A 22,187-nucleotide genomic window follows, 5' to 3' on the forward strand; every position below is an offset into this window, starting at 1 on the left:
GCCACGGCGCGCAGGGTGATCGCTCGGTCGCTGTGGTCGACCTCGAACAACGTGCCGGCCGGGAAGGCCGCCGACGTCTCGGGCGGCAACTGGATCGTGCCGTCACCGGCCACCACGGCGAAGTCCCGGCCGTTACGCCCCTCGGCGCCGACCCGGCCGTCGCGGATGGTGACCGCTCGGCCGAGCCGGGCACCCACCTCGCCGTCGTGGGTCACCACGACCACTGTGGTGCCCCGCTGCGCGTTGACAGTGGCCAGCGCCGCGAGCACGTCGTCGCGACCGGCCTGGTCGAGCTGACTTGTGGGCTCGTCGACCAGGAGCAGGCCGGGCCCGGCGGCGAGCCCCTGCGCCAGAGCGGCCCGCTGGCGCTGCCCCGGGGTCAGGTCGCTCACCCGCCGCGCGCCGGCGCCGCCGAGACCGACCAGTTCCAGGATCGCCTCCGGTGGGTCGAGCCGGCGTCCGGCCAGGCGGGCCGCGGGTCGCTGCGCCAACCAGATGTTGTCCGACAGCGACAGGTACGGCAGCAGGTTGCGTTCGGCGCCCTGGAGCACCGTGCCGACCGTGGCCCCGCGCAGGGCGGCCAGGCCCTTGGCCGAGAGCCGGGACAGCTCGTGGTCGCCCACGTAGACCCGCCCGGCGGAGGGTTGCATGAGCCCACCGAGAATCGCCACCAGCGTGGACTTGCCGGAGCCGGACGGACCCACCAGCGCCAGCATCTCGCCGGCCGCGATGTTCAGGTCCACGCCGGAGAGAGCGACGACGTCACCGGTGGCGGTGGGGTAGATGTGGATCAGCCGGTGGCAGGTGACGGCCACACCCCCGGCCGGCTCTGCGGGGGTCTCCGGCGCGTCCTGCCGCGCGGCGGTCATCGACCGCTCCGGCGGCGCACCGAGGCGGCGACGATCCGACCGAGCACGATCGCCGTGAGGGCGAACACGATGACGGCTGGCACCGCGAACAACAGCAGCCGGCCGACGTCCGGCCAGTCAGGTAACGGGACCGGTGAGCGGCCGTCGCTGAACAGACGCTGCCCGTTCCGGGTGAGGAGCCAGATCACCAGGGTGACGAGTGCACCCGACCCCACCGCGAACACGACCGGCCACCCGTAACCGCCGCGCACGGCGCGTGGCGGCAAGCCCTGCCGGCGGAGCGCCACCAGCATGGTCACCCGGGCGCGTTGGTCGGCGGAAGCCGTCGCCACCATGCCGGCCGCCCCGATCAGCACGCCGGCCAGCGCGGCGAACACGTTGAAACGCAGGGCCAACGCCGCTCCCTGCCGATCGAAACCCTCCCGTACCTGGGCGACCGTCCGGTCGCTCCGCACGACCAGACCCTGTGCGCGAAGCCGGTCGAGGATGTCCGCGGGAGCCGACCGAGCCAACCAGACCTCCTCGCTGCCGTTCTGGCTGGCGACGGCGAGTCGGTCCGCGTACTCCAGGTCGACGATGAGCCCGGATCCGCCGAGCCGCGGCAGGCGGTCGACCAGACCTCGAACCGATCCGTTGGTCGGTGTCCCGTCGACACCGTCGTACGGGTGAGAGCCGCCGACCGCCGTTTCCTTCGACCGGGTCAGGTAGACGGGCAGCGGGAACGGCGCATCGACGACACCGACGCCGGCCGGCTTCGACCGCCGGTTCTCCGCGATCTCGAGGGCCAGCGCCGCCTTCGGCCCGCTCGCGGCGCCGAGGAACGTGTCAACCGGATCGAGCAGCCGCCACCGTTGCGGATCGGCGAGCTGCGCGCCGGTCAGCACGACCGTCTCGCCCTGGCCGTCGCCGTCGGCGGCACGCAATTCCTCGAACTGGACCTTGAGCTGCCCGGACACCACGGGAGCTTCGATTTCGATCTTGACCAGCCGACATTCCTGCGCGCACTCGGGCACCTGGAGGACGTAATCCCTCCGGCCGGGCTTGATGTCGTCGCGGGGGAGGACCACCCGGGTGCCGTTCCTCCCGGAGATCGTGATCGCGAGGCGGACCCGATTTCCGGCGAAGACCTCGGCGTTGAAGTCGGCGGAGAGCGCCATGATGAGCTGTCCACCCCGCAGCCGCACCGGTGTCCCCGGTGCGGGCGGGTGGATGTCTCGGGCGATGTCCGCCAGGGACGCGCCGTAGGACGGATGCGGCGCGGCCACCGTCGCGAGCCGGTCCGAGTCCACGGCCAACAGCGGTGTGCCGGCTGCGGCGGGGGAACCCGACACCACCGCGGCCATTGCGAATCTGCCCTCGGGATCAACCGCCCGCACGGCGGTCAACAGGTGTGAGCGCGACGTCGCGTCGACCTCGACGACGCGGGGCGCGCCGACCTCGACGACCGCCCGGTCGCGGTAGGCGGCCGAAGCGACCTCGCTCGTCGCGACGGTGAAAGCGAGCATGGCGACGACCACGGTCAGCAAGGCGATCAGCGGGCGGAACCGTGGTTGCCGGGCCACCTGCACCAGGGCGAGGCCGACCGCTGTCCGGCCGCGCGCGAGCAGCGCCGCACCCACCGCGGCACCGGCGATCATCGCGATCCGCGCCAGCAGCACACCTGCGGCGAGCGCTCCGGCGACCGGCGCCACCAGCGCCAGGCCACTGGGCGATCCGCCGGAGCGCAACTGCACCACGGCGGCCACGGCGATGGACACCGCGACGACGTCGCCGATGGTCGCCCGCCACCCTCGTACCCGTGCCGGCACCCGGCGCAGCAGGTCGACGACCGGCGCGGACATCATCCGAGCCTGGGCCAGCAGCACCGCGGCGAACGCGCCGACGGCGCCGATGGTGGCGAATCCGATCGTGGTCGCGTCCACCGCGACGTCGACGTGGGTCGGGAGGGTGTGCGCGGCGAGCAGTGTGGCGGCGCCCAGACCGGCCAGGCAGCCGAGGGGAATCGCGACCAGGACGGGCACGGCGTGCTCGCCGATCGCCAGCGCCCACAGGCGTCGGCGCTGCACGCCACGGAGCAGGAGCAGGCCCTGCTCCGGTCGCCGCTGGTCCGCCGCCGAACCGACCGCGACGAAGAGGACCAGCCAGCAGAGCAGAACGAGCAGCCCCGCGCCCAGCGCCACGCCGTCGGCCAGTTGCCCGCGTTGCAGCGTGACGCGATCCAACAGGCCGGGCAGGCTGGTGCCGGCCCCGTAACCCGCACGGCCCCCGTCGCGCTTCAGCACCGCGAGCGTCGCCTGCAGGTCCGGTATCGATCGGCTGTCCAACAACTGCTCGGTGGCGTAGAGATCAGCCGTCGATCGGAACAGGATCGCCTGATCGTCGACGAGGGGTGCGGACTCGGCGCTGAAGATGGCGTCCTCGGCGCTGCCCGGGATCGACCCGCTGGCCGAGTCCGCAGCGGGTGGCCGAATGAACTCCTCGCCAAGCCAGAACGGATCCTTCACGTCCAGCGGTCGGTAGACGCCGGCCACCCGCACCGGCACCGCGCCGAACGTGAACTGATCCCCGACGGCGACACTGAGCCGCGCCGCGGTGTGCGTGCTGACCATGACCTCGGGGAGCTGACCCCTCGAGGTGGCCCGGGGGCAGGCGCCGGTCACGGTGACCCGTTCGCAGACCCCCGCCCGATAGGTGAGGTTCGAGGTCACCGTGCCGGCACGGCCGGCGGCGACACCGCCACTCTGGGCGCCCAGGACGACGTCGAAACCAGCCGGCGTCAACTCCCGGACCTTGCCCGCGAACAGCGTCCTGTTGGGATCGCCGGGCATCCCCGGATATTCGACGGGCTCGGCGAGTCGCACCCGGAGCTCGTTCGGCTGCGCGGTGGACAGTTCGTAGCGCCACAGGGCCTGCCCGGCTGCGGCGACGTAACTCGGTGCGGCCGCGGCGGCGGCACTGGCGAGCAACGCGAGCAGGAGCACGGCCGTGGCCTGCGCCCGGCGGGCCGCGAGCGCTGCCCAGATGATGGTCAGCATTGACGGTGATGGTATCGGCGAGGCCCTACGCTCACCGTCCCCTGCGAGTGGACTGAGACCTGCCGGTTACGGGAGGTTCCTCAATTCCGGACGATCTTCGCCCGGCCCTCGACGAGGTGAAGCTCCGCTTCGCAGGCGGCGGCCACCTCCGGGTCGTGGGTGGCGAACACGACGGCCGCACCCCGGCGAGCCTCGTCGTGCAGCAGATCCAGAATCCGCTGCCGATTGCCCGCGTCCAGTTCGCTGGTCACCTCGTCGGCAAGCAGCACGCCGCCGCGCAGCGCCAGACCGCGAGCGATGGCCGTACGTTGCTGCTGGCCGCCGGACAGCTCCTCGACCATCTGGTCAGCCTGGCCGGAGAGGCCCAGCCGATCCAACATCGCGGCGGTCTGCTGGCGGGCCTCCGGCGCTGCCACGCCGCTGGCGACCAGTGCGACCTGCAGGTTCTCGGTCGCGGTCAGGATCGGGGCCAGACCGTTGTCCTGCGGGACGAGGACGATCCGGTGCTCGACCCCGTGATCACGGTCGCGGAGCGCCTGCCCGTCCACTGTCACCGTGCCCTCCCGCGGGTGCAGCAGCCCGGCCATCGCGTTGAGCAGGGTGGTCTTGCCGGCACCCGACGAACCGGTCAACGCCAGCATCCGACCCGGACGGACCGTCACCGACACGTCCCGGAGGACGGGGGGCATGTCGCCGTAGCCGACCGACACCCTGTGCAGAGTCAACATCCGCGCTCGCCCCTCCCGGTACCGACGTTCCGCACAGTGCCACGGCCGTCCAGATGGCGCAATCCTGGAGGAGACACGCTCAGGTGGTCGCCGGTGTGCCGAAGAGCAGGTCGAGGTGGGCGTCCAGGGCGGCGAGGGCCTGCTCGGCGGTGTACTGCCCACCGAGCAGGTGGACGCCCAGCCCCTCCATCAGCGCCAGCAGTCCCGTCGCGGCGGCGTCGCCACGGCCGGCGGGCAGGACGCTGGCGATGAACGCGGTGAGCTGGGCGGTGTCCTCGCGCAGGCTGGGCGCGGCCGACGGCCGCACCGCCGTGTACGCGAGGAACGCGAGTGCCACCCGACCGTCGTCGCGGGTGTGCTCGTCGAGCGGTAGGAGCGCGGCGATCATCGTGCGCAGCAGCAGCCGGGGGGACGGATTCTCGCCCAGGCCCGCCACCGCCTCGGTGACCCGGATCTGACTGCGTTCGCGGACCACGCTCAACGCGAAGGCCATCATCTCGTCCTTGGTGCGGAAGTAGTGCTGGACCATCCCGGCGGACACGCCCGCCTCGGTGGCCACGTGGCGCAGGCTGACCGCCTCCAGGCCCTGGTCCGCGGCGACCCGCATCAACGCGTCCGCGATGAGGGTGCGTCGCTGCTGGTGATCGACCTTCTTGGGCATGACCTCGATCGTTTCACAGTGGGTGGCCGGGAGCCGCCGTCGTGCGGCGGTCAGCCTCCGGCGCGGGCGTGCCCCGGGCGCTGCGCAGCAGACCGTCGGGGTCGTCGGCGTACAGCCGCAGCTCGTCCATCGGCGCGGACCGGCCCGTGGGCAGGTCGAAGGTCGTCGGCCGGCGCAGCAGGACGTCGATGCTCGTCTGACTGCCGACCGAGAGGTGCAGGACGCGCCGGTCACCCTCCTGCTCGACCTGGACGGCCCTGCTGGAGGGCAGTGAGCGGTGGCGTTTGCGCAGCGCCGCGACGTCTGCCCAGGGGATCCAGATGTCGATGCCCGAATTGACCCGCACCCGCAGGCCGTGGTCACCGACGACGTGTGGATGAATGGTCATGCTGGCGTAGAGACCGACCATCCAAAGCACGCCCCAGATGCCCAGGCCGAGCACGATCCAGCGGGCCGGCCGCCACGGAACCACGTGGGTGACGATCAGGTCGAAGATCGGGATTTCGACGACCGACAGGGCGATGAAGATGCCGAGGATCGGCTTGACCACGCCGAGGTAGCCGAACGCCTCGCCGCCGGGCCCCAACGGCAGTGGACGACGCCGCGCCCACACGTAGAGGCTGCGCCACATCGCGGCCTCGGCCACGGCCGCCCGACGCAACAGCGGTCCCACTCCCGCCCTGGTCGGCGTCCTCGTGTCGGTCATCTCGTCGTCCTCGGGGTTCAGGTGGTGGTCAGTGGACGGTCACGACGCCGGCGCCGCCGTCGACGGTGACGAGCCGCCCCGTGGAGATCGTCCGGGTGGCGTCCGGCACGCAGATGACGGCGGGAATGCCGTACTCCCGGGCCACCGTGGGGCCGTGCGCCATGATCGCGCCGGTCTCGGTGACCAGCGCCGCGGCGGTGAGGAACAGCGGGGTCCAACCGGGATCCGTGGTCGCGGCGACCAGGACGTCGCCGGGCTCGACGTGGGCGGTGGCCGGGTCGCGGACGACCCGGGCCGGGCCGGTGACCCGACCTGCGGACGCCCCCACGCCGACGAGCGTCCCGTCCAGGGCGGACGCCGCCGGCAGGACGGTCTCGACGTCGGTGCCGTCGGACAGCAACGCCACCGGCACCGACCGGCGACGCAGCTCCCGGCGGTGCACGGCCCGCCGGGACGCGACGGCGCCGCGGTGATCAACATCCTGGTGTACGGCGGCGCGCACCTCGTCGAGGGTCAGGAACATGATGTCGTCCGGCTGTTCCAGCAGCCCGGCGCCGGTCAGGTCCGCCCCGATGAGCAGCAGTTGTCGGCGCCTCTCCCGCAGCGGGTACAACCCGGCGAACTTGCCGGCCTCGCGCAGGCCGGCCAACGAACGGGCCCGGCGCAGCAGGAACCCGGCGACCCGGCCGCGCACCGGGCGCCGCCGACGGGTCCGCGTGACCAGCTCTCCCAGCGCCGTCTCCGCCGCCGCCGCGGCGCGGTGGAAGCGCTGGTCGGGGCCCTGCCCCGGATCGGTGACACGCAGGTAGTTGGCGAGCGCGGCGAAGACCGGTGTGGGGTCTTCGGCCCAGCGCGGCACGCCGACGTCGACCTCGGCGACACCGCGGTGGCCGTACGCGTTCAGGAAGTCGGCCATGCCGATGTCGGGCAGCGTTGCGGCCAGGTGGCGGGCGGCCAGCTCGTCCGGTGGGGTGTCGAGCAGGAGTCGTCGGTGCTCACCCACGCCCTGGGCGAGCCGCCACAGCGCCAGGTCCATCTCGATGGTGACGTTGTGCGGCATCCCGCCGAGCACGGCGTGGATCTCGCCCGGGTCGGCGACACCCTTGAGCAGCGTGGCCGGCATCGCGGCGGCGAGCATCCCGGCGACGATCGGCCACATGATGGCGTCGCTGTCGTCCCTGTCGTCCCTGTCGTCGCGCGCTTCGAGCAAGCGCAGCCGGTCGGCCGCGGTCCGCAGGTCGTCGGTGGCGACCGACCGGACTCTGAGCTGCTCGATCGCCTCGAACATCCGGATCCGTGCGGCGTCCGGGCGCGCCAGCGCGCGTACGATCCCCACCACCGCGCGGCCGGCCGTCCGCAGCGACGCCGCACCCTGTCCCGCACCGCGTCCGGTGCCGCCGCTGGTCGGGGCGAATCGCGGATCCGCCAGGACGTGCTGCATAACCGCCTGTGCCCGGGGGCCGAAGTCGACAGCCATGAGCTTGACCAGCCGTCTGCGGGACGACCGGCTCCTGGCCAGGTCGGTCAGGTCGCCGTAGAGGCGGCCGCCGATATCGACGATCTCCACCCGGACGCCGAGCGCCGCGAGCATCGCGGTGATCTGCGCCCGCAGGGTCGCCATGCCCATCGGGGTGACCGGTTGCAGCATGCCCTGGACGTGGCCGAACTCCAGAAAGACGCGGGGGAGGGGCTTGCCGGTGGCCGGTGGCAGGGGGAACAGGCTGGTGATCGGGCGCGACTGCAGCAACCACAGCACGTCGTCCGCGGCGATCGCCCACTCCACGTCCTGCGGGCAGCCGAAGTGGTCCTGCAACCGTTCACCGGTGGCCCGCAGTCGCTCCAGGTGCGCGGCGGTCAGGCACCCCGTGTCGTCCCGCGCGACGCCGTCGAGGACGTAGTGGTCGACGGCCGTCGCGCCGTCCACGACTGTGGTGCCGAGACCCGGCGCGGCGTCGACCGCCATCTCGTCGCGGCAGCCGGTCAGCGGGTTGGCGGTGAAGAGCACCCCCGCCGCCGTGGGCGTGACCATGCGCTGCACGATGACCGCCATCCGCACCTCGCGGTGCTCGATGTGGCGGGCCTCGCGGTAGGCGGTCGCCCGGTCGCTGTGCAGCGATTCCCAGCACCGGCCGATCGCGGCGATCAACTCGGCGCCGCCCGTGACGTTGAGGACGGTGTCCTGCTGTCCCGCGAAGCTGGCGTCCGGCAGGTCCTCGGCGGTGGCGCTGGAGCGCACCGCCACCGGGCCGGCCCCGAGTCGCTCGTACGCGGCGATGATCTCCGCCGCCGGGACGACGCCCCGCCGATGGGCCTCGGCGGTGACGCAGAAACCCTCGGGGACGCGTTCGCCGCGCCGGATCAACTCGCCCAGCCCGGCTGCCTTGCCACCGACCAGGTCGACCATCTCGGCGGTCACCTCGGACAACGCGATAACGGACATGCCGCCTCCCCAGTTGCAATGCGACTGCATCGCAACCACCGTAGCCCCTTTACGATGCAACTGCAATGTCACCTGGGTATGAGCGCGACCCGCGATCGCGGCGTTGCCGGCGTCTGCCATGCTCGGGCCGGTGACGACCGGCCGCCCCACCCGAGCCCGCAGCCACCGCCGCATCCGCCGCCGGCTGATCCCCGTCCTTCTCGCGCTCGTCGTGGCGGCGGCCGTGCTGGGCGTCGCCGTGGTGGTCGTGCCGTTGCTGCGGCCGGCCGGTCCCCGTCCGCTCTTTCAGATGCCGGTCGCCTGCGGTGAGACGTGGCAGCTCAGCACCTACCCCGGTCACGACGACTTCGACGTCGACCTGTTCCCCACCGAGGGCGAGGCGTGGGGGCGCCCGGTGCTCGCGTCCTACGGCGGCACGGTCACCGTGGCGGGCATCAACGGTTCACTGGGTGGGCGTACGCCGGAGAATCCGGAAGGCCCGCGCGGTCGCGGCGGCGGCTACTGGGTGAAGATCGATCACGGTGGCAAGTGGGAGACGCAGTACCTGCACCTGCTCGAACCGCCGCTGGTCGAGGTCGGTCAGAAGGTCGCCCAGGGTGAGCAGATCGGGCGGCTCGGCAGCACCGGCGACTCCGGCGCTCCGCACCTGCACTACGAGCAGCGACGCGGCTGGGACAAGGTCGAGACCCATTTCGGCGGTACGCCGTCGGGCATCACCACCGACGAACGCGAACAGATGCTTCGGCGGGTGAGCGAGAACTGCCCGGCCGTCTCCTGAGGACCACGGGTTTGTCCACCACGGCTCGGGGCACTGGACTGGTGACAGTTCGGACGCAGGGAAGGAGCCGGCGATGGTCAAGGGTGACGTCGACACGTACCAGGAAGACGGGCAGTGGAAGAACCGTCCGGAGGGCAACGATCGGGCCAGCAGCACGCACGACTCCAAGGCCGACGCGCAGGCGCAGGGGCGCGAGATGGCAGCCGACCGGGGCGTCGAGCACGTGATCAAGAAGCAGGACGGCACGATCGGGGAGAAGAACACGTACCCGCGCAGCCGCGACCCACGGGACATCGCGGGCTGACCGCCGCACCGCCTGCGGACCGACCTCTTCGGCGTGACCGAGGAGGTCGGTCCGCTTTAGGCGCGTCGTCGTGAATCGCCCATGGGATGCGGGTCAGGCCGGCACCACGTACGGGAACGCGTCGGCGCGGGCGGCCTTCGTGACGTCGGGCGTGAGGCCCGAGGTGGTGCCGGTGTTGAGGACCAGGGAGAACATCACCTCGGGCGCGTTGTCGGCCATGGTGCGGCCGTTGCGGACCGCGAAGCCGTAGTTCGCGGCCGTACCGACGGTGTACGAGAGCACGTCCGGGTAGAGCTGCCGGGCGACGCTCCAGCCGTACGCCTGCGGGTCCGGTGCGGTGCCGTTCGCCGCGACGACCCCGGCGACCGCGGTGGCGATCTCCTTCCCGTCCTCGGGCAGGTCCTGGCTGGGGTGCCGGAAGTTCGCCGGGTCTGAGAAGTCGGTGTCGTGCGGCCAGAAGATGGGCCACATCATGGGGTGGCCCGCGCGGTTGATCTGCCGCCACCCGCCCGCGTCGGTGGCCAGCAGGGTCCGACACCAGACGCCGATCTCGGTGCCCTCGCGCAGCAGCGGCTCGTCGTGGGAGACCTCCAGGACGATCGACTCGACTGTGGTGCCGGCGAAGCTGTTCTTGGCCTGGTCGACCCGCCACGCCGAGCGGTCCACCCGCGCGCCGTTCTTGACCGCCCCGTTGATCGTGGCGAGCTCGTCGAGGTCGACGTAGAACGGGTCGGTGATCCGGCCCGCCCAGATCCGTACGCGCTGCCCGGTCGTCACCTCGCCGGTCCTGCCCTGGGCGATGGGGGTTCCCATGGCGGCGTCGTCGCGGGCGTCCGCGCCGGTGAGTTCGTACAGCTCCAGGGTCTGCGTGGCGTTGCCGTCCGGCTCGCCGAACGCGAATCGGTAGGCCAGCTCCTCCAGGTCCGAGCCGTTGAAGTGAATCTTGAACTCGTAGCGGGCCTCGGCGTGGAAGCCGCGCTTGATGTCGGCCTTGGTCACCGAGCTGTTGACGTCCATGACGAACACGGTGGTGCGGTCGCCGTTGAAGACGTACAGGTCGTCGATGTAGAGCTGACCGCCCTGGGCGGCGAGGGGGGTGTCAAGGTGGTGCGACATGGGCTCACTCCCGTAACGGCTATATCTGGATTAAACCGAACATAGCGGTCGGGTTTGTGGTCGCCCGGTCCATCGACCGAATCAGGCTGACCCGGTGGGCGGAGATGTCGCACGCGGCGGTGGGCCGTCCGGGAACCGCTCCGGACGGCCCACCGCCGCGTGCCGGCCTCGTCAGAAGCGGGACCACTTCTGGTTGGCCGCGCCGAGGCAGTCCCACAGGTGCAGCTTGCCGCCGTTGTTGGGGTTGGCGTCCCGGACGTCCACGCACTTGTTGGCGCTCAGATTGACCAGGTCGCCCGCGCCGTTGAGCGTGAAGCGCTGGGCCGGATTGCCGTTGCAGCTGACCAGGTTGACCTCGGTGCCGTTGGCGGTGCCGGCCCAGGCCGGGTCCATGCACTTGCCCATCGCCCGCACGGTGCCGTCGGAGGCGAACGTCCACGCCTGCGCCGCGGTCGTGTTGCAGTCCCAGATCTGCAGCTTGGCGCCGTCGACCGGGTTGGCGCTCGGGATGTCGATGCAGCGCCCGCTCTGCGCTCCCCGGATCCGGGTGGTGCCGGGCGCCGGGTCGCCGCCGCCGGAGGTGTAGCTCGACACCCGGACGTAGTCGACAAGCATCTGCTGCGGGAACTGGGTGGAGCCGTCCGGGTAGCCGGGCCAGTTACCGCCGACCGCCACGTTGAGGATCATGAAGAACGGGTGGTCGAACACCCACCGGTTGCCGCCGAGTCGGGCGGGGTCGACCCGGTGGTACTGCACCCCGTCCAGGTACCAGGTGATCGCACCCGGCTCCCAGTCCACCCGGTAGTCGTGGAAGCCGTCGGCGAGCGGGCTGCCGAGGGTCCGGCTGCCGGTGATGCCGCCGCTACCGGAGTAGCCAGGCCCGTGCACCGTGCCGTAGACGGTGTTCGGCTCCCGGCCGATGTTCTCCATGACGTCGATCTCGCCGGCGTCGGGCCACCCGCCGCCGGTGCCGAGCATCCAGAACGCCGGCCAGATGCCCTGGCCGCGCGGGATCTTGATACGGGCCTCGAAGCGGCCGTACGTCTGGGTGAAGGTCGCCGCGGTCAGCAGCCGGGCCGAGGTGTACTCGCAGCGACCGTAGTGGCACTGGTAGTTGGCCGGGTTCTCCCGGCGGGCGGTGATGACGAGGTTGCCCTGGCCGTCGTGCACCGCGTTGCTGGTGCTGTTGGTGTAGTACTGCCGCTCGTTGTTGCCCCAGCCGCCGCCGCCGATGTCGAAGCGCCACTTGTTCTGGTCGACGGGCGTGCCGGCCGGGGCGTTGAACTCGTCCTGCCAGGTGAGCGGGCCGATGGCGGCCTCGGCCCGGTCGGACTGTCCCGGGAGGGTGAGGGAGGCGAGGGTGGTGACGAGGGCGACCGCCGCGAGGACGAGGGGACGCAGGCGGGATGGGGGGCGGGCTGTGAACACGGGAGGCTCCTCAGCGAGGTGGGTGGCGGAGGCGGCGCGTCGGAGAGTCTCGGAGAGCGCTCTCTAAAGCGAAGCATGTCGATATGGGGAATTTCTGTCAAGAGTGTTTCCAATGCGACGACGGTCCGTTACCGCCTGATCGCACCCCTCGATAGCGGTCGAATCGACCCTTCCTATTGCCGTGGAGCGTCCACGCGGGACAGGATGACGAGGTCCGCAGGAAACCTCCCCGTAACCTGCGTGCTGCTGGTCTCTGTCACAAGGAAGTGGGAGTCAGTCATGAGCGACGCGTCGACGGCGCTGGGTGTGCGCCTCTACCCGGACCTGGTCGAGCGGGGTGGCCTCGCTCCCGCGCTCATCGAGACCGCTGCCCACCACCAGCTCGACGTCGGGCGGGTGACCGCCCCCGAGCAGGGGCGCGCCCGGTTCACCTGCGCCGAGCTGCACTCCGATCAGGGTGTGGTCTGCATCGGGCTGGGTTCGCAGGCCCGATACTTCATGATCGACCTCCGGTCCGCGGGCGAGGTTCTCGCGCGCGGTGACTGCATGGACCTCGTCCAGGTCGTCCAGGTGGCCGCGGCCTGGCGGGCCGGGCTGACGCTCGCCGAACTGACCGCCCGCTTCGCGTTCATGGAGGAGATCAAGCACCGCCCGGCGTCGGTGCCGCAGGCCGTCTAGCCCGCGGGCGCGTCAGCAGCGCAGGCGGGGAGGCAGCGGCGGCTCGGCGCCGACCTCCCGGTCGAGGTAGGACGCCTCGACGAAGGCGAGGAAGCGTTGCGCGTCGGAGGCGTTGGAGGCCAGGCCGAACGAGACCCGGACCGCGCCGCCGGTCGGCAGCCGCAGCGCGCCGAGGTACTCATCGATCGTGTCGACCCGCGCGAGCAGCCCTCGCCGCAACGAGGTCCCGCTGATCTCGAACGCGCCCTCACCGGCCCCCGGGTTGCAGAAGCAGCCGGTCCGCAGCGAGAAGCCGGCCGCGGCGGACTCCCGCGCGACAAGTCGCTCGTCCACCGGGGACCCGTCCGGGCGCAGGACGTTGAACGTCACGGTGCCGCCCCGACCCACGCCCGTCGTCGGTCCGTACACCCGCACCAACGGTTCGCCGGTGCGGTGCCGCAGCGCGGACAGGCGGCCCAGCAGCCACTCGGTGAGCAGACCCACCCGGGTGTGCACGAGGTCCACGCCGATCGAGTCGAGCCACCGCAGCCCGAACTCGACATCCGGGATGCTCAGGAAGTTGAGCGTGCCGTCCTCGAACGCCGACTCGTCGTCCATCGAGCGGTGCCAGTCGCCCTGCACGCTGACCGCGCGGATGGTGCCGCCGGCGAACCACGGCCGGCGCAGCCGGGCCAGCGCGTCGCGGCGGGCCAGCAGCGCGCCGACGCCGGTCGGGTAGCCGAAGAGCTTGTACCAGCTCAGGCAGACGAAGTCGGGTCGGACGGCACGCAGATCCAGCCGGTTCGTCGCGGCGAACGCGGCGGCGTCCAGCAGCACGTCGTAGCCGTGCCGGTGGGCCAGCTCGACCCAGTCCAACGGATGCTGCACGCCGGAGAAGTTGCTCTGCGCCGGGTACGCGAACAGTCCACGGCGACCGGACCGCCCCCGCCGCCCGGCGTCGAGCACCGTGACCAGGTCGGACTCGGCGACCCGCAGCTCCGGCCCGCTCAGCGGCACGTACCGCACCGGCGCGTCGGCAGCCCGGGCGTACTCCCGGATGCCGTTGACCGAGTTGTGGTTGTCCCAGGTCAGCGCGAACGGCGCGGCCGGGCCGAAGTCGTACGCCTCGCCGACCAGTCGACAGGCGCCGCTGGCGTTCGGGGTGAAGACCACCGCGTACTCGGCCGGGTCGGCGTGGAAGAAGTCGAGCACCGCCCGCCGGGTTGACTCCACCAGCGACCCGGCCGCCACGCTGGTGGGGCTCTCCGAGTGCGGATTGCCGTAGAGGCTCGCCAGCAGCCGGTCGTGGTGCGCCCGCACCTGAGCCTGCGCGGTCACCCCGGCGCCGGCGTAGTCGAGGTAGACCTGGCCGTGCCGGTCGAGGTGCTGGTACTCGGTGGCGCGCAGCTCGTCGATCCGGGCGGTGTCGGCGTACCCGGGCAGCGCCGCAGGTGAGGGGAAAGGTGCGTGCTCAGGACGCACGGCGGGCCTCCCGGCGCTCCAGGACCGCACACGCGGCGGCGAGGAAGAGCAGCACGAACCCGCCGAGCACCAGCCAGTCGAGGAAGATCGGCCGGGAGAAGCTGTCGCCGTACGTCTGCAACAGCGGCGGGCCGAGCGGCGAGCCGCCGTCGCGCCACAGCCGCTCCACCCCGGCGGTGTGCCCCAGCCCCTCGAACGCCCACCGGTTCGACATCGCGTAGCTGAGCCACCGGCCGCCGGTCGCCATGGCCGGCACCGGCAGGATCGCCCCGACGAACAGCACCTGCGGGAAGCACAGCATCGGCAGCATGAGCGTCGCCTGGGCCGCGTCGGAGACGGCCGCCGAGCAGAGCAGGCCGAGCGCGAGCGCGGCCGCCGAGGAGAGCAGCAGGGTCGCGTACAGGGCCGCGAAGTCGCCGCCGTCGACCGGGGGCAGCCGGTCCATGCCCCGCAGCACCCCGAGCAGGGCCAGATCCACCAGGGCGAGCAGCGGCAGCAGCACCGCGACCTTCGCCAGCAGGTACGGGAGCAGCCGGACACCGGCAAGCCGCTCCCGACGCAGGATCGGCAACTCCGTGCAGATCTGGAGCAGCCCGTAGGTCAACCCGAAGAAGAAGCCGCCGAACGCGATCCAGAACAGGATCATCACGGTGACGGTCGGGCGGGGGTTCGCCGGGTCGAAGGCACCGGGGCGAAACAGCAGCGCGAACATGCCGAGCACCATGAGGGGCGAGCCGAGCAGGATCGCCAGCGTCAGCCGGTTGCGGGCGACGATCTCCGCGTTGCGCGCGGCGAGGAGCATCCACTGCCGCAACCGGCCGACCCGCCGTGCGGCACTCCCGCCCGGGTCGTCGGTCCCGCCCGGGTGCTCCGTGGTGCCCGGATCGCTCGCAGCGCGGGGCGGGCCGGCCGGGCCCGGGTCGACCGTGTCGGCGGCCCGGTCGGCGTCGCGGTACGCGGCGAAGCGCTCGGGCCACCCGGCCGGGTCGGACTCCTCGTCAAGCCGCAGGTGCACCTCCGCCAAGGACCGCAGGCCGAAGAACTCCCGGGCGGCGGCGGGCGTGCCGGCGTAGGCCAACCGGCCCTGGCGGGTCAGCACGACGACCCGGTCGCAACGGTCCACGTCGGTGATCTGGTGGGTGGTGAGCACGACAGTGGTCCCGGCGTCGGCGAGGGTACGCAGCACCCCGAGCAGTTCCACGGCGATCGCCGGGTCCAGCCCGGAGGTGGGCTCGTCGAGGAAGAACACGCCGGGTCGGGTCAGCAGCTCGACGGCGATGCTGGCGCGCTTGCGCTCACCGCCGCTGAGGCGGCCCACCGGCACGTCGGCCCGCTCGGTGAGCCGCAGGTCGGCGAGCACCGCGGCGACCCGACCCGACGCCTCGGCCGGGCCGGTCCCGGAGGGCAGGCGCAGCCGGGCCGCGTAGTGCAGGGTGCGGGCCAGCGGTAGCTCGCGGTGGATGATGTCGTCCTGCGGGACGAAGCCGACCGCGCCCGGCGCGGCGCTGCCGTCGTACGCCACGGTGCCCGCAGCCGGTCGGCGGACGCCGGCCAGCGTCTCCAGCAGGGTGGTCTTGCCGGCGCCGCTGACCCCGATGATCGCGACCAGCTCGCCCGGCGCGATGGTCAGGGAGATGTCGTCCAGGATGCGCTGTCCACCTCGGACACTCTGGCCCAGGCCGTCGGCCACGATGGCGACGCCGGTACGCGGTGGTGCGGCGGTCTGCTCGGTCGTCATGTCGAGGGTGCCCGATCCGGTCGGTGACGTGGTACGCCTGACATCGTGCCTCGCCGATGCTACGTCGCGCCCCGGGCGCCGCCGGGGCCTCGATCACGACGTGCGACTGTTGCCGGGCGACCAACGCGAGGTTGGACGCCACCGGAAAGGACCGGCACGTGAACCTGCCCGATGACCTGCTCGCCCTGCTGCGCGCGCCGAGCACCTGCTACCTGACGACGCTGATGCCGGACGGCTCGCCGCAGCTCACCCAGACATGGGTGGACACCGACGGCACGCACATCCTGATCAACACGGTGGAGACGCACCAGAAGACGCGCAACGCCCGCCGGGACCCCCGGGTCGCCGTGGCGATCTCCGACCCGGACAAGCCGGGCCGCTACCACGAGGTCCGGGGCCGGGTGGTCGACCTGAGCACCGAGGGCGCAGCCGAGCACATCGAGCGGCTGGCCCAGCGCTACCTCGATGGGCCGTACCCGTGGTTCGGCGGCCGCGACCAGGTCCGGATCATCCTGACCATCGAGGCCGACCGGGTCCGCTCGATGGGCTGACCGGCCCGCCTGCCGCCCGACATCGCGACAGCATGAACGACCCGACCGGGGGAAGACCGACACTCCACCACCGGAAGGGGGTCGGGATGAGAGCCGTCGTCTACGCGGACGTCCGGACCGTCGCGGTGCGGGAGGTGCCCGACGCGACGCTGGAGGCGCAGACCGACGCGCTCGTGCGGGTTACCTCCACCGCGCTGTGCGGCACCGACCTGCACATGTACGACGGGCGCACCGGCGCCGACCCCGGGCTGGTGCTCGGTCACGAACCGCTGGGCGTGGTGCAGGAGGTCGGCTCGGCGGTGCAGACCGTGCGTCCGGGCACCCGCGTGGTGATCCCCACCCACCTGTTCTGCGGCACCTGTGTGATGTGCGCCCGCGGGCTCTCGGCAGCCTGCCTGCGGGCCCGGGCCGAGGGGCCGGGCGCCGCGTACGGCTACGCCGGGATGGGCGCGTACCGGGGCGCCCAGGCCGACCTGCTGCGCGTGCCGTGGGCCGACGCGAACTGCGTGCCCGTCCCGGGGGAGCCGGGTGACGCGCACGAGGACGACTTCGTGCTGCTCGCCGACGCGTTCGTCACCGGTTGGCACGCCGCGGCCACCCTCGCCGGAGTCCAGGCCGGCGACACCGTGGCCGTGCTGCTGCGCGACCTGGTCGTCGCGGGTCGTGCCCGGCCCGGGGTGATCGTGACCCACCACGGCACCCTCGCGGACGCGCCGGAGCTGTACCGCAGCTTCGACCGTCGGGAGAACGGGGTGATCAAGGCGGTGCTGCGCCCGAGCTGACCGGCCGGCGGATCGTGCCGTTTGGACCTGATCCGCACGTAAGGGACGTTCAGCCTCCCTGGTGGTGCGCGTGACGAGATCACCGTCGTCGATCCGCCCCGCCGTGGGAGGCGTGGGTCACACCGCCGGCCGAGGGTGGTCGTCGCCCCCTGGGGGCGGTGCCGGCGGCGCCGCGCGATCACGATCGCTCGATGGCGGCGTACTCGCGGGTAGGTCGCGCTTCGTCCGGCCGGCGGGGATCGTGCCTGGTGGCGGGCCTGGTGGCAGCGACCGGAGACGATCATCCTTCGGTCCCGCATTTGACAACGTTGCCACCGACAGGCCATGGTGCCACGAGGGGCTGCGGGGGCGGCTGTGACTGGCGAACACTCTGCTGCGTCTATATTGCCGGATTGTTACATTTTCAACAGGCCCTCGCCTTGCGGATGGGCTGTTCGCCGCAATACGTTGCCGTCAACAACAAAACCGAGTGAAGGTTCAACCTTCCGGAGGCAACGATGACGTTGGCGAGGTGGTACGAGCGATGAACGACGTGCCGACCCTCCTTGAGATGCGCTCCATCACCAAGGAGTTCCCCGGAGTCAAGGCCCTCTCCGACGTCAACCTGGTGGTTCGCGCCGGCGAGATCCATGCCATCTGCGGCGAGAACGGTGCGGGCAAGTCCACGCTGATGAAGGTCCTCAGCGGGGTCTACCCGTACGGAAGCTACGACGGCCAGATCATCTACCAGGGGTCGGAGAGCAGGTTCTCCGACATCCGGGCCAGTGAGAACGCCGGAATCGTGATCATCCACCAGGAGCTCGCGCTCATCCCGGGCATGTCGATCGCCGAGAACATCTTCCTCGGCAACGAGCCGCGCAAGCACGGCGCGATCGACTGGAAGGCCGCCAACCGGATGGCGCTGGACCTGATGGCCCGGGTCGGCCTCCAGGAGGACCCGGACACCCTGATCAAGGACATCGGTGTCGGCAAGCAGCAGCTTGTGGAGATCGCCAAGGCGTTCGCCAAGGACGTGAAGCTGCTCATCCTGGACGAGCCGACGGCGGCGCTGAACGAGGCGGACTCCAAGCACCTGCTGGATCTGCTGCGGGGGTTCCGCTCGCGCGGCATCACCTCGATCATGATCTCGCACAAGCTGAACGAGATCGAGGCGATCGCCGACCAGATCACCATCCTGCGCGACGGCCGGACCGTGGAGACCCTCGACGTCAAGGCGGACGGGGTCGACGAGGACCGGATCGTGCGGGGCATGGTCGGCCGCGAGCTGGGCAGCCGGTTCCCGGACCACACCCCGAACATCGGCGAGGTCTTCTTCGAGGTCCGCAACTGGAACGTCCGGCACCCGATCTCCGCCGAGCGCCAGGTCTGCAAGGACGAGAGCTTCGTGGTGCGCCGCGGCGAGATCGTCGGCTTCGCCGGCCTGATGGGCGCGGGCCGCACGGAACTCGCGATGAGTGTGTTCGGCCGCTCCTACGGGGTGTACGAGTCGGGCACGATCATCAAGGACGGCAAGGAGATCGTCCTGAAGTCGGTCGCGGACGCGATCGACAACGGGCTCGCGTACGTCAGCGAGGACCGCAAGGCGATCGGCCTCAACCTGCTCGACGACATCAAGTCGTCGACGGTGGCCGCCAAGCTGTCCAAGATCTCCCACCGCGGCGTCCTGAACGAGGTCGAGGAGTACCAGGCGGCCGAGGCGTACCGCAAGGAGTTGCGGACCAAGGCCCCGACTGTCGACGAGAGCGTCTCCAAGCTCTCCGGCGGCAACCAGCAGAAGGTCGTCCTGGCGAAGTGGATGTTCACCGACCCGGACCTGCTGATCCTCGACGAGCCGACGCGCGGTATCGACGTGGGCGCCAAGTACGAGATCTACGGCATCATCCAGCGGCTCGCCGACCAGGGGAAGGGCGTCGTCGTCATCTCCTCGGAGCTGCCTGAGCTGATCGGGCTCTGCGACCGCATCTACACCGTGTTCGAAGGCGCCATCACGGGCGAGATCGCCCGGGCGGACGCCACCCCGGAAAACCTCATGAAGCAGATGACCTCGACGAAGAAGATGCTGACACGATGAGCCGATTGAAGGACCTTCAGAAGAACCTGTTCGGAGGTACCACCTCCAACGCTCGCCAGTTCGGGATGATCTTCACCCTGGTGGCGATCGTCGTCCTGTTCCAGATCCTGACCGACGGCCTCACCCTGCGGTCGGACAACCTGATCGCGCTGTTCCAGCAGAACTCGTACATTCTGATCCTGGCCATCGGCATGCTCATGGTGATCGTGGCCGGGCACATCGACCTCTCGGTCGGCTCCGTCGCCGCCTTCGCGGGCATCCTGGTCGCCAAGTCGATGGCCGAGTGGAACCTGCCCTGGCCTGCCGCCATCCTGTTCGGTCTCGTGATCGGCGCGGCGATCGGCGCCTGGCAGGGCTTCTGGGTGGCGTACATCGGGGTGCCGGCGTTCATCGTCACCCTGGCCGGCATGCTGCTGTTCCGCGGCGGCAACCAGTTCATCGGTAACGCGCAGAGCATTCCGGTGCCGGAGGGCTTCCGGGAGATCGGCGCCGGCTTCCTGCCGGAGTTCGGCCCGGACACCGGCTACAACAACGCGACGCTGCTACTGGGTCTGGCCGCGGCGGTGGCCGTGGTGTGGCGGGAACTGCAGGCCCGCAAGACCCGTCGGGCGATGGACGCCGACCCGGCGCCGATGTGGATCTCGATCCTGCGGATGGCCATCATGGTCGGGGTCATCGCCTTCGCGTCGCTGCGCTTCGCCAGCGGTCGGGTCGGCACCAGCTTCCCGATCTCCGGCATCATCCTGCTGGTCCTGGTGATCGCGTACTCCTTCTACACCCGCAACACGGCCGGTGGCCGGCACATCTACGCGGTGGGCGGCAACTCCCGGGCCGCCGAGCTGTCCGGCGTGAAGCTCAAGCGGGTCAACTTCTTCGTCATGATGAACATGTCCGTCCTGGCCGCGCTGGCCGGCATGATCTTCGTGGCCCGTTCGGCGGCCTCCGGTCCGCAGGACGGCAACGGCTGGGAGCTGGACGCCATCGCCGCGGTCTTCATCGGTGGCGCGGCCGTCTCCGGTGGTATCGGCACCATCAGCGGCTCGATCGTCGGTGGTCTCGTCATGGCCGTGCTCAACAACGGCCTCCAGCTGATGGGCGTCGGCACCGACCGCGTCCAGATCATCAAGGGTCTGGTCCTGCTGCTGGCCGTCGCGATCGACGTCTACAACAAGAGCCAGGGGCGCTTCTCCATCGTCGGGAGCCTGATGCGACCGTTCCGTCGCGACGACTCCGCCCCACCCGCCTCACCGCCGGACGCGGAGCGCGAGCCCGCCAAGGCAGCGGTGTCCGGCTGACGGCCACCGACCTCTCCACCCGTCTCACATCTAGAAAGGCAAGTCCTCACCATGCGTAAATTCTTCGGCACGTCGGTGGTCGCGGTAAGCGCCGCCGCCATGCTGGCCCTGGCCGGTTGCGGCTCCGGCCGCGACGGCGACTCCAACAGCAAGGGCGGCGACGCCAAGGGCTTCGCGGCGAACTCGCTGATCGGTGTCGCCCTGCCGGCCAAGACCTCCGAGAACTGGGTTCTCGCCGGTGACCTGTTCACCAACGGTCTCAAGGAGGCCGGTTTCCAGGGTGACGTGCAGTACGCTGGCGCGTCGACCACGGTCGCCGACCAGCAGGCCCAGATCACCGCCATGGTGACCAAGGGCGCGAAGGTCATCGTCATCGGCGCGACCGACGCCGCGCAGCTGTCGACCCAGGTCGCCGCGGCCCACCAGGCCGGCGTGAAGGTCATCGCGTACGACCGTCTGATCAAGAACACGCCGGACCTCGACTACTACGTCGCGTTCGACAACTTCAAGGTCGGCCAGCTCCAGGGCCAGGCCCTGCTGGACGGCATGAAGGCCAAGAAGCCGAACGGCCCGTACAACATCGAGCTGTTCTCCGGCTCGCCGGACGACAACAACGCCGGTGTCTTCTTCGACGGCGCGATGAGCGTGCTCAAGCCGGAGATCGACAAGGGCACCGTCGTCGTCGCCTCGGGTCAGAAGGACGTCAAGCAGACCGCCATCCAGGGCTGGAAGGCCGAGGGTGCGCAGGCCCGCATGGACCAGCTGCTGACCTCCACCTACGGTGGCAAGACGCTGGACGGCGTCCTGTCCCCGAACGACACGCTGGCCCGCGCCATCCTGACCTCGGTCAAGGGTGCCGGCAAGCCGATCCCGGTCGTCACCGGCCAGGACTCCGAGGTCGAGTCGGTCAAGTCGATCGTCGCTGGCGAGCAGTACATGACGATCAACAAGGACACCCGCAACCTGGTGAAGGAGACCATCAACATGGTCAAGGCTCTCCAGGCTGGCAACGCCCCGCAGGTGAACGACACCAAGTCCTACAACAACGGCAGCAAGGTCGTGGACACGTTCCTGCTCCCGCCGGTCGCCGTCACCAAGGCGAACGCGGCCGAGGCGTACGCGAACGACCCGAAGCTCGCGCCGCTCACCAAGTAATCACCGCACGGTAGGTAGTAACGCCGATGGGTCCCGGGTCTCCTCTACCGGGACCCATCGTCGTCCCTGCACCCCCACACCAACCTGCACCGACCCGGAAGGAGGTCTGACCGTGGCGACACCAGTACGGTCCAGGCCAGCCGGCGTCGGCCGCAACACCGAATCCCCGCTGCCCTCGGTCCCCGGCGCGAGCCAGGAGGAGATCCGGCGGCAGAACCTCGGCGCCGTGCTGCGCTACGTGCACCTGCACGGGCCGACGTCGCGGGCCGAGCTGACCAGCCGCCTCGGCCTCAACCGCAGCACCATCGGCGCGCTCGCCGCCGACCTGACCGCCAGCGGCCTCGTCACCGAGGAGGCGCCGACCACCGCCCGGCGGGCCGGCCGTCCCTCC

Annotated in this window: 19 protein-coding genes; 9 read left to right on the forward strand and 10 right to left on the reverse strand. The window is 71.0% G+C overall.

Going from position 1 to position 22,187, the window contains the following annotated elements:
* The 6 genes from AB0J68_RS06755 to AB0J68_RS06780 form a co-directional block, all read right to left on the reverse strand.
* Positions 1-869: ATP-binding cassette domain-containing protein (locus tag AB0J68_RS06755; protein ID WP_363936708.1), on the reverse strand; the 869-nt coding region annotated here is incomplete at its 3' end.
* The gene (locus AB0J68_RS06760) at positions 866-3,904 is read right to left on the reverse strand and encodes an ABC transporter permease (protein WP_363936711.1); all 3,039 of its coding nucleotides are present in this window, start codon (positions 3,902-3,904) and stop codon (positions 866-868) included. The genes AB0J68_RS06755 and AB0J68_RS06760, both read right to left, overlap by 4 nt.
* Positions 3,905-3,984: 80 nt before the next feature.
* Positions 3,985-4,632: an ATP-binding cassette domain-containing protein gene (locus AB0J68_RS06765; protein WP_363936714.1), complete on the reverse strand. Its 648-nt coding sequence runs from the start codon at positions 4,630-4,632 to the stop codon at positions 3,985-3,987.
* A gap of 79 nt (positions 4,633-4,711) precedes the next feature.
* Positions 4,712-5,293, reverse strand: a complete 582-nt coding sequence (locus AB0J68_RS06770) for a TetR family transcriptional regulator C-terminal domain-containing protein (protein ID WP_355135963.1) — start codon at positions 5,291-5,293, stop codon at positions 4,712-4,714.
* Between the two features lie 13 nt (positions 5,294-5,306).
* Positions 5,307-5,999 carry a hypothetical protein gene (locus AB0J68_RS06775; RefSeq protein ID WP_363936717.1) on the reverse strand — a complete coding sequence of 231 codons (693 nt, stop codon included), beginning with the start codon at positions 5,997-5,999 and terminating at the stop codon, positions 5,307-5,309.
* 28 nt (positions 6,000-6,027) lie between these two features.
* Positions 6,028-8,439, reverse strand: a complete 2,412-nt coding sequence (locus AB0J68_RS06780) for a PEP/pyruvate-binding domain-containing protein (RefSeq protein WP_363936719.1) — start codon at positions 8,437-8,439, stop codon at positions 6,028-6,030.
* Positions 8,440-8,557: 118 nt separating this feature from the next.
* Here AB0J68_RS06780 and AB0J68_RS06785 point away from each other — a divergent pair, with 118 nt between their 5' ends.
* Both AB0J68_RS06785 and AB0J68_RS06790 read left to right on the forward strand, forming a co-directional pair.
* The gene (locus AB0J68_RS06785) at positions 8,558-9,217 is read left to right on the forward strand and encodes a M23 family metallopeptidase (protein WP_363936732.1); all 660 of its coding nucleotides are present in this window, start codon (positions 8,558-8,560) and stop codon (positions 9,215-9,217) included.
* 73 nt (positions 9,218-9,290) lie between these two features.
* The gene (locus tag AB0J68_RS06790; RefSeq protein WP_007457642.1) at positions 9,291-9,521 is read left to right on the forward strand and encodes a DUF2188 domain-containing protein; all 231 of its coding nucleotides are present in this window, start codon (positions 9,291-9,293) and stop codon (positions 9,519-9,521) included.
* A 93-nt stretch (positions 9,522-9,614) separates the two neighbouring features.
* On the opposite strand, the gene AB0J68_RS06795 is transcribed toward AB0J68_RS06790, so the two are convergent.
* Positions 9,615-10,637 (reverse strand): DUF4331 family protein, encoded by a 1,023-nt coding sequence (locus AB0J68_RS06795; RefSeq protein WP_354855028.1) that lies wholly within the window; start codon positions 10,635-10,637, stop codon positions 9,615-9,617.
* A gap of 171 nt (positions 10,638-10,808) precedes the next feature.
* Complete coding sequence (locus tag AB0J68_RS06800) at positions 10,809-12,065, reverse strand: family 16 glycosylhydrolase (RefSeq protein WP_354855029.1); 1,257 nt, start codon at positions 12,063-12,065, stop codon at positions 10,809-10,811.
* A 279-nt stretch (positions 12,066-12,344) separates the two neighbouring features.
* Between AB0J68_RS06800 and AB0J68_RS06805 the strand changes: the two genes are divergently transcribed.
* The gene (locus AB0J68_RS06805; RefSeq protein ID WP_354855030.1) at positions 12,345-12,743 is read left to right on the forward strand and encodes a hypothetical protein; all 399 of its coding nucleotides are present in this window, start codon (positions 12,345-12,347) and stop codon (positions 12,741-12,743) included.
* A 12-nt stretch (positions 12,744-12,755) separates the two neighbouring features.
* On the opposite strand, the gene AB0J68_RS06810 is transcribed toward AB0J68_RS06805, so the two are convergent.
* Both AB0J68_RS06810 and AB0J68_RS06815 read right to left on the reverse strand, forming a co-directional pair.
* Positions 12,756-14,204: an aminotransferase class V-fold PLP-dependent enzyme gene (locus tag AB0J68_RS06810; RefSeq protein ID WP_354855031.1), complete on the reverse strand. Its 1,449-nt coding sequence runs from the start codon at positions 14,202-14,204 to the stop codon at positions 12,756-12,758.
* Positions 14,194-15,942, reverse strand: coding sequence for an ATP-binding cassette domain-containing protein (locus AB0J68_RS06815; protein ID WP_363936724.1), 1,749 nt, complete (start codon positions 15,940-15,942; stop codon positions 14,194-14,196). The genes AB0J68_RS06810 and AB0J68_RS06815 overlap by 11 nt, the downstream gene beginning before the upstream one ends.
* Positions 15,943-16,100: 158 nt before the next feature.
* Between AB0J68_RS06815 and AB0J68_RS06820 the strand changes: the two genes are divergently transcribed.
* The 6 genes from AB0J68_RS06820 to AB0J68_RS06845 all read left to right on the forward strand — a co-directional run.
* Entirely contained in the window at positions 16,101-16,493 is a 393-nt protein-coding gene (locus AB0J68_RS06820; protein ID WP_354855033.1) for a PPOX class F420-dependent oxidoreductase, read from the forward strand.
* An 86-nt stretch (positions 16,494-16,579) separates the two neighbouring features.
* Positions 16,580-17,275, forward strand: a complete 696-nt coding sequence (locus AB0J68_RS06825; protein WP_363936727.1) for an alcohol dehydrogenase catalytic domain-containing protein — start codon at positions 16,580-16,582, stop codon at positions 17,273-17,275.
* Between the two features lie 523 nt (positions 17,276-17,798).
* Complete coding sequence (gene mmsA, locus AB0J68_RS06830) at positions 17,799-19,346, forward strand: multiple monosaccharide ABC transporter ATP-binding protein (RefSeq protein ID WP_354855035.1); 1,548 nt, start codon at positions 17,799-17,801, stop codon at positions 19,344-19,346.
* Positions 19,343-20,641, forward strand: a complete 1,299-nt coding sequence (gene mmsB / locus AB0J68_RS06835) for a multiple monosaccharide ABC transporter permease (RefSeq protein WP_354855036.1) — start codon at positions 19,343-19,345, stop codon at positions 20,639-20,641. Before mmsA ends, mmsB begins: the two co-directional genes overlap by 4 nt.
* A 51-nt stretch (positions 20,642-20,692) precedes the next feature.
* The gene (locus AB0J68_RS06840) at positions 20,693-21,796 is read left to right on the forward strand and encodes a sugar-binding protein (protein ID WP_354855037.1); all 1,104 of its coding nucleotides are present in this window, start codon (positions 20,693-20,695) and stop codon (positions 21,794-21,796) included.
* 169 nt (positions 21,797-21,965) lie between these two features.
* The coding region (locus AB0J68_RS06845; RefSeq protein WP_363936734.1) for a helix-turn-helix domain-containing protein at positions 21,966-22,187 on the forward strand (222 nt) is incomplete at its 3' end.

The organism is Micromonospora sp. NPDC049580, from assembly GCF_040675595.1.
GTDB lineage: Bacteria > Actinomycetota > Actinomycetes > Mycobacteriales > Micromonosporaceae > Micromonospora.

Excerpts from the sequence above, each read along its gene's own strand:
- AB0J68_RS06790 (WP_007457642.1), top strand. The coding sequence starts at position 9,291 with ATGGTCAAGGGTGACGTCGACACGTACCAGGAAGACGGGCAGTGGAAG.
- AB0J68_RS06840 (WP_354855037.1), top strand. The coding sequence starts at position 20,693 with ATGCGTAAATTCTTCGGCACGTCGGTGGTCGCGGTAAGCGCCGCCGCC.
- AB0J68_RS06760 (WP_363936711.1), bottom strand. The coding sequence starts at position 3,904 with ATGCTGACCATCATCTGGGCAGCGCTCGCGGCCCGCCGGGCGCAGGCC.
- AB0J68_RS06795 (WP_354855028.1), bottom strand. The coding sequence starts at position 10,637 with ATGTCGCACCACCTTGACACCCCCCTCGCCGCCCAGGGCGGTCAGCTC.
- AB0J68_RS06785 (WP_363936732.1), top strand. The coding sequence starts at position 8,558 with ATGCTCGGGCCGGTGACGACCGGCCGCCCCACCCGAGCCCGCAGCCAC.
- mmsA (WP_354855035.1), top strand. The coding sequence starts at position 17,799 with ATGAACGACGTGCCGACCCTCCTTGAGATGCGCTCCATCACCAAGGAG.
- AB0J68_RS06815 (WP_363936724.1), bottom strand. The coding sequence starts at position 15,942 with ATGACGACCGAGCAGACCGCCGCACCACCGCGTACCGGCGTCGCCATC.
- AB0J68_RS06805 (WP_354855030.1), top strand. The coding sequence starts at position 12,345 with ATGAGCGACGCGTCGACGGCGCTGGGTGTGCGCCTCTACCCGGACCTG.
- AB0J68_RS06770 (WP_355135963.1), bottom strand. The coding sequence starts at position 5,293 with ATGCCCAAGAAGGTCGATCACCAGCAGCGACGCACCCTCATCGCGGAC.
- AB0J68_RS06825 (WP_363936727.1), top strand. The coding sequence starts at position 16,580 with ATGAGAGCCGTCGTCTACGCGGACGTCCGGACCGTCGCGGTGCGGGAG.
- AB0J68_RS06765 (WP_363936714.1), bottom strand. The coding sequence starts at position 4,632 with ATGTTGACTCTGCACAGGGTGTCGGTCGGCTACGGCGACATGCCCCCC.
- AB0J68_RS06780 (WP_363936719.1), bottom strand. The coding sequence starts at position 8,439 with ATGTCCGTTATCGCGTTGTCCGAGGTGACCGCCGAGATGGTCGACCTG.
- mmsB (WP_354855036.1), top strand. The coding sequence starts at position 19,343 with ATGAGCCGATTGAAGGACCTTCAGAAGAACCTGTTCGGAGGTACCACC.
- AB0J68_RS06775 (WP_363936717.1), bottom strand. The coding sequence starts at position 5,999 with ATGACCGACACGAGGACGCCGACCAGGGCGGGAGTGGGACCGCTGTTG.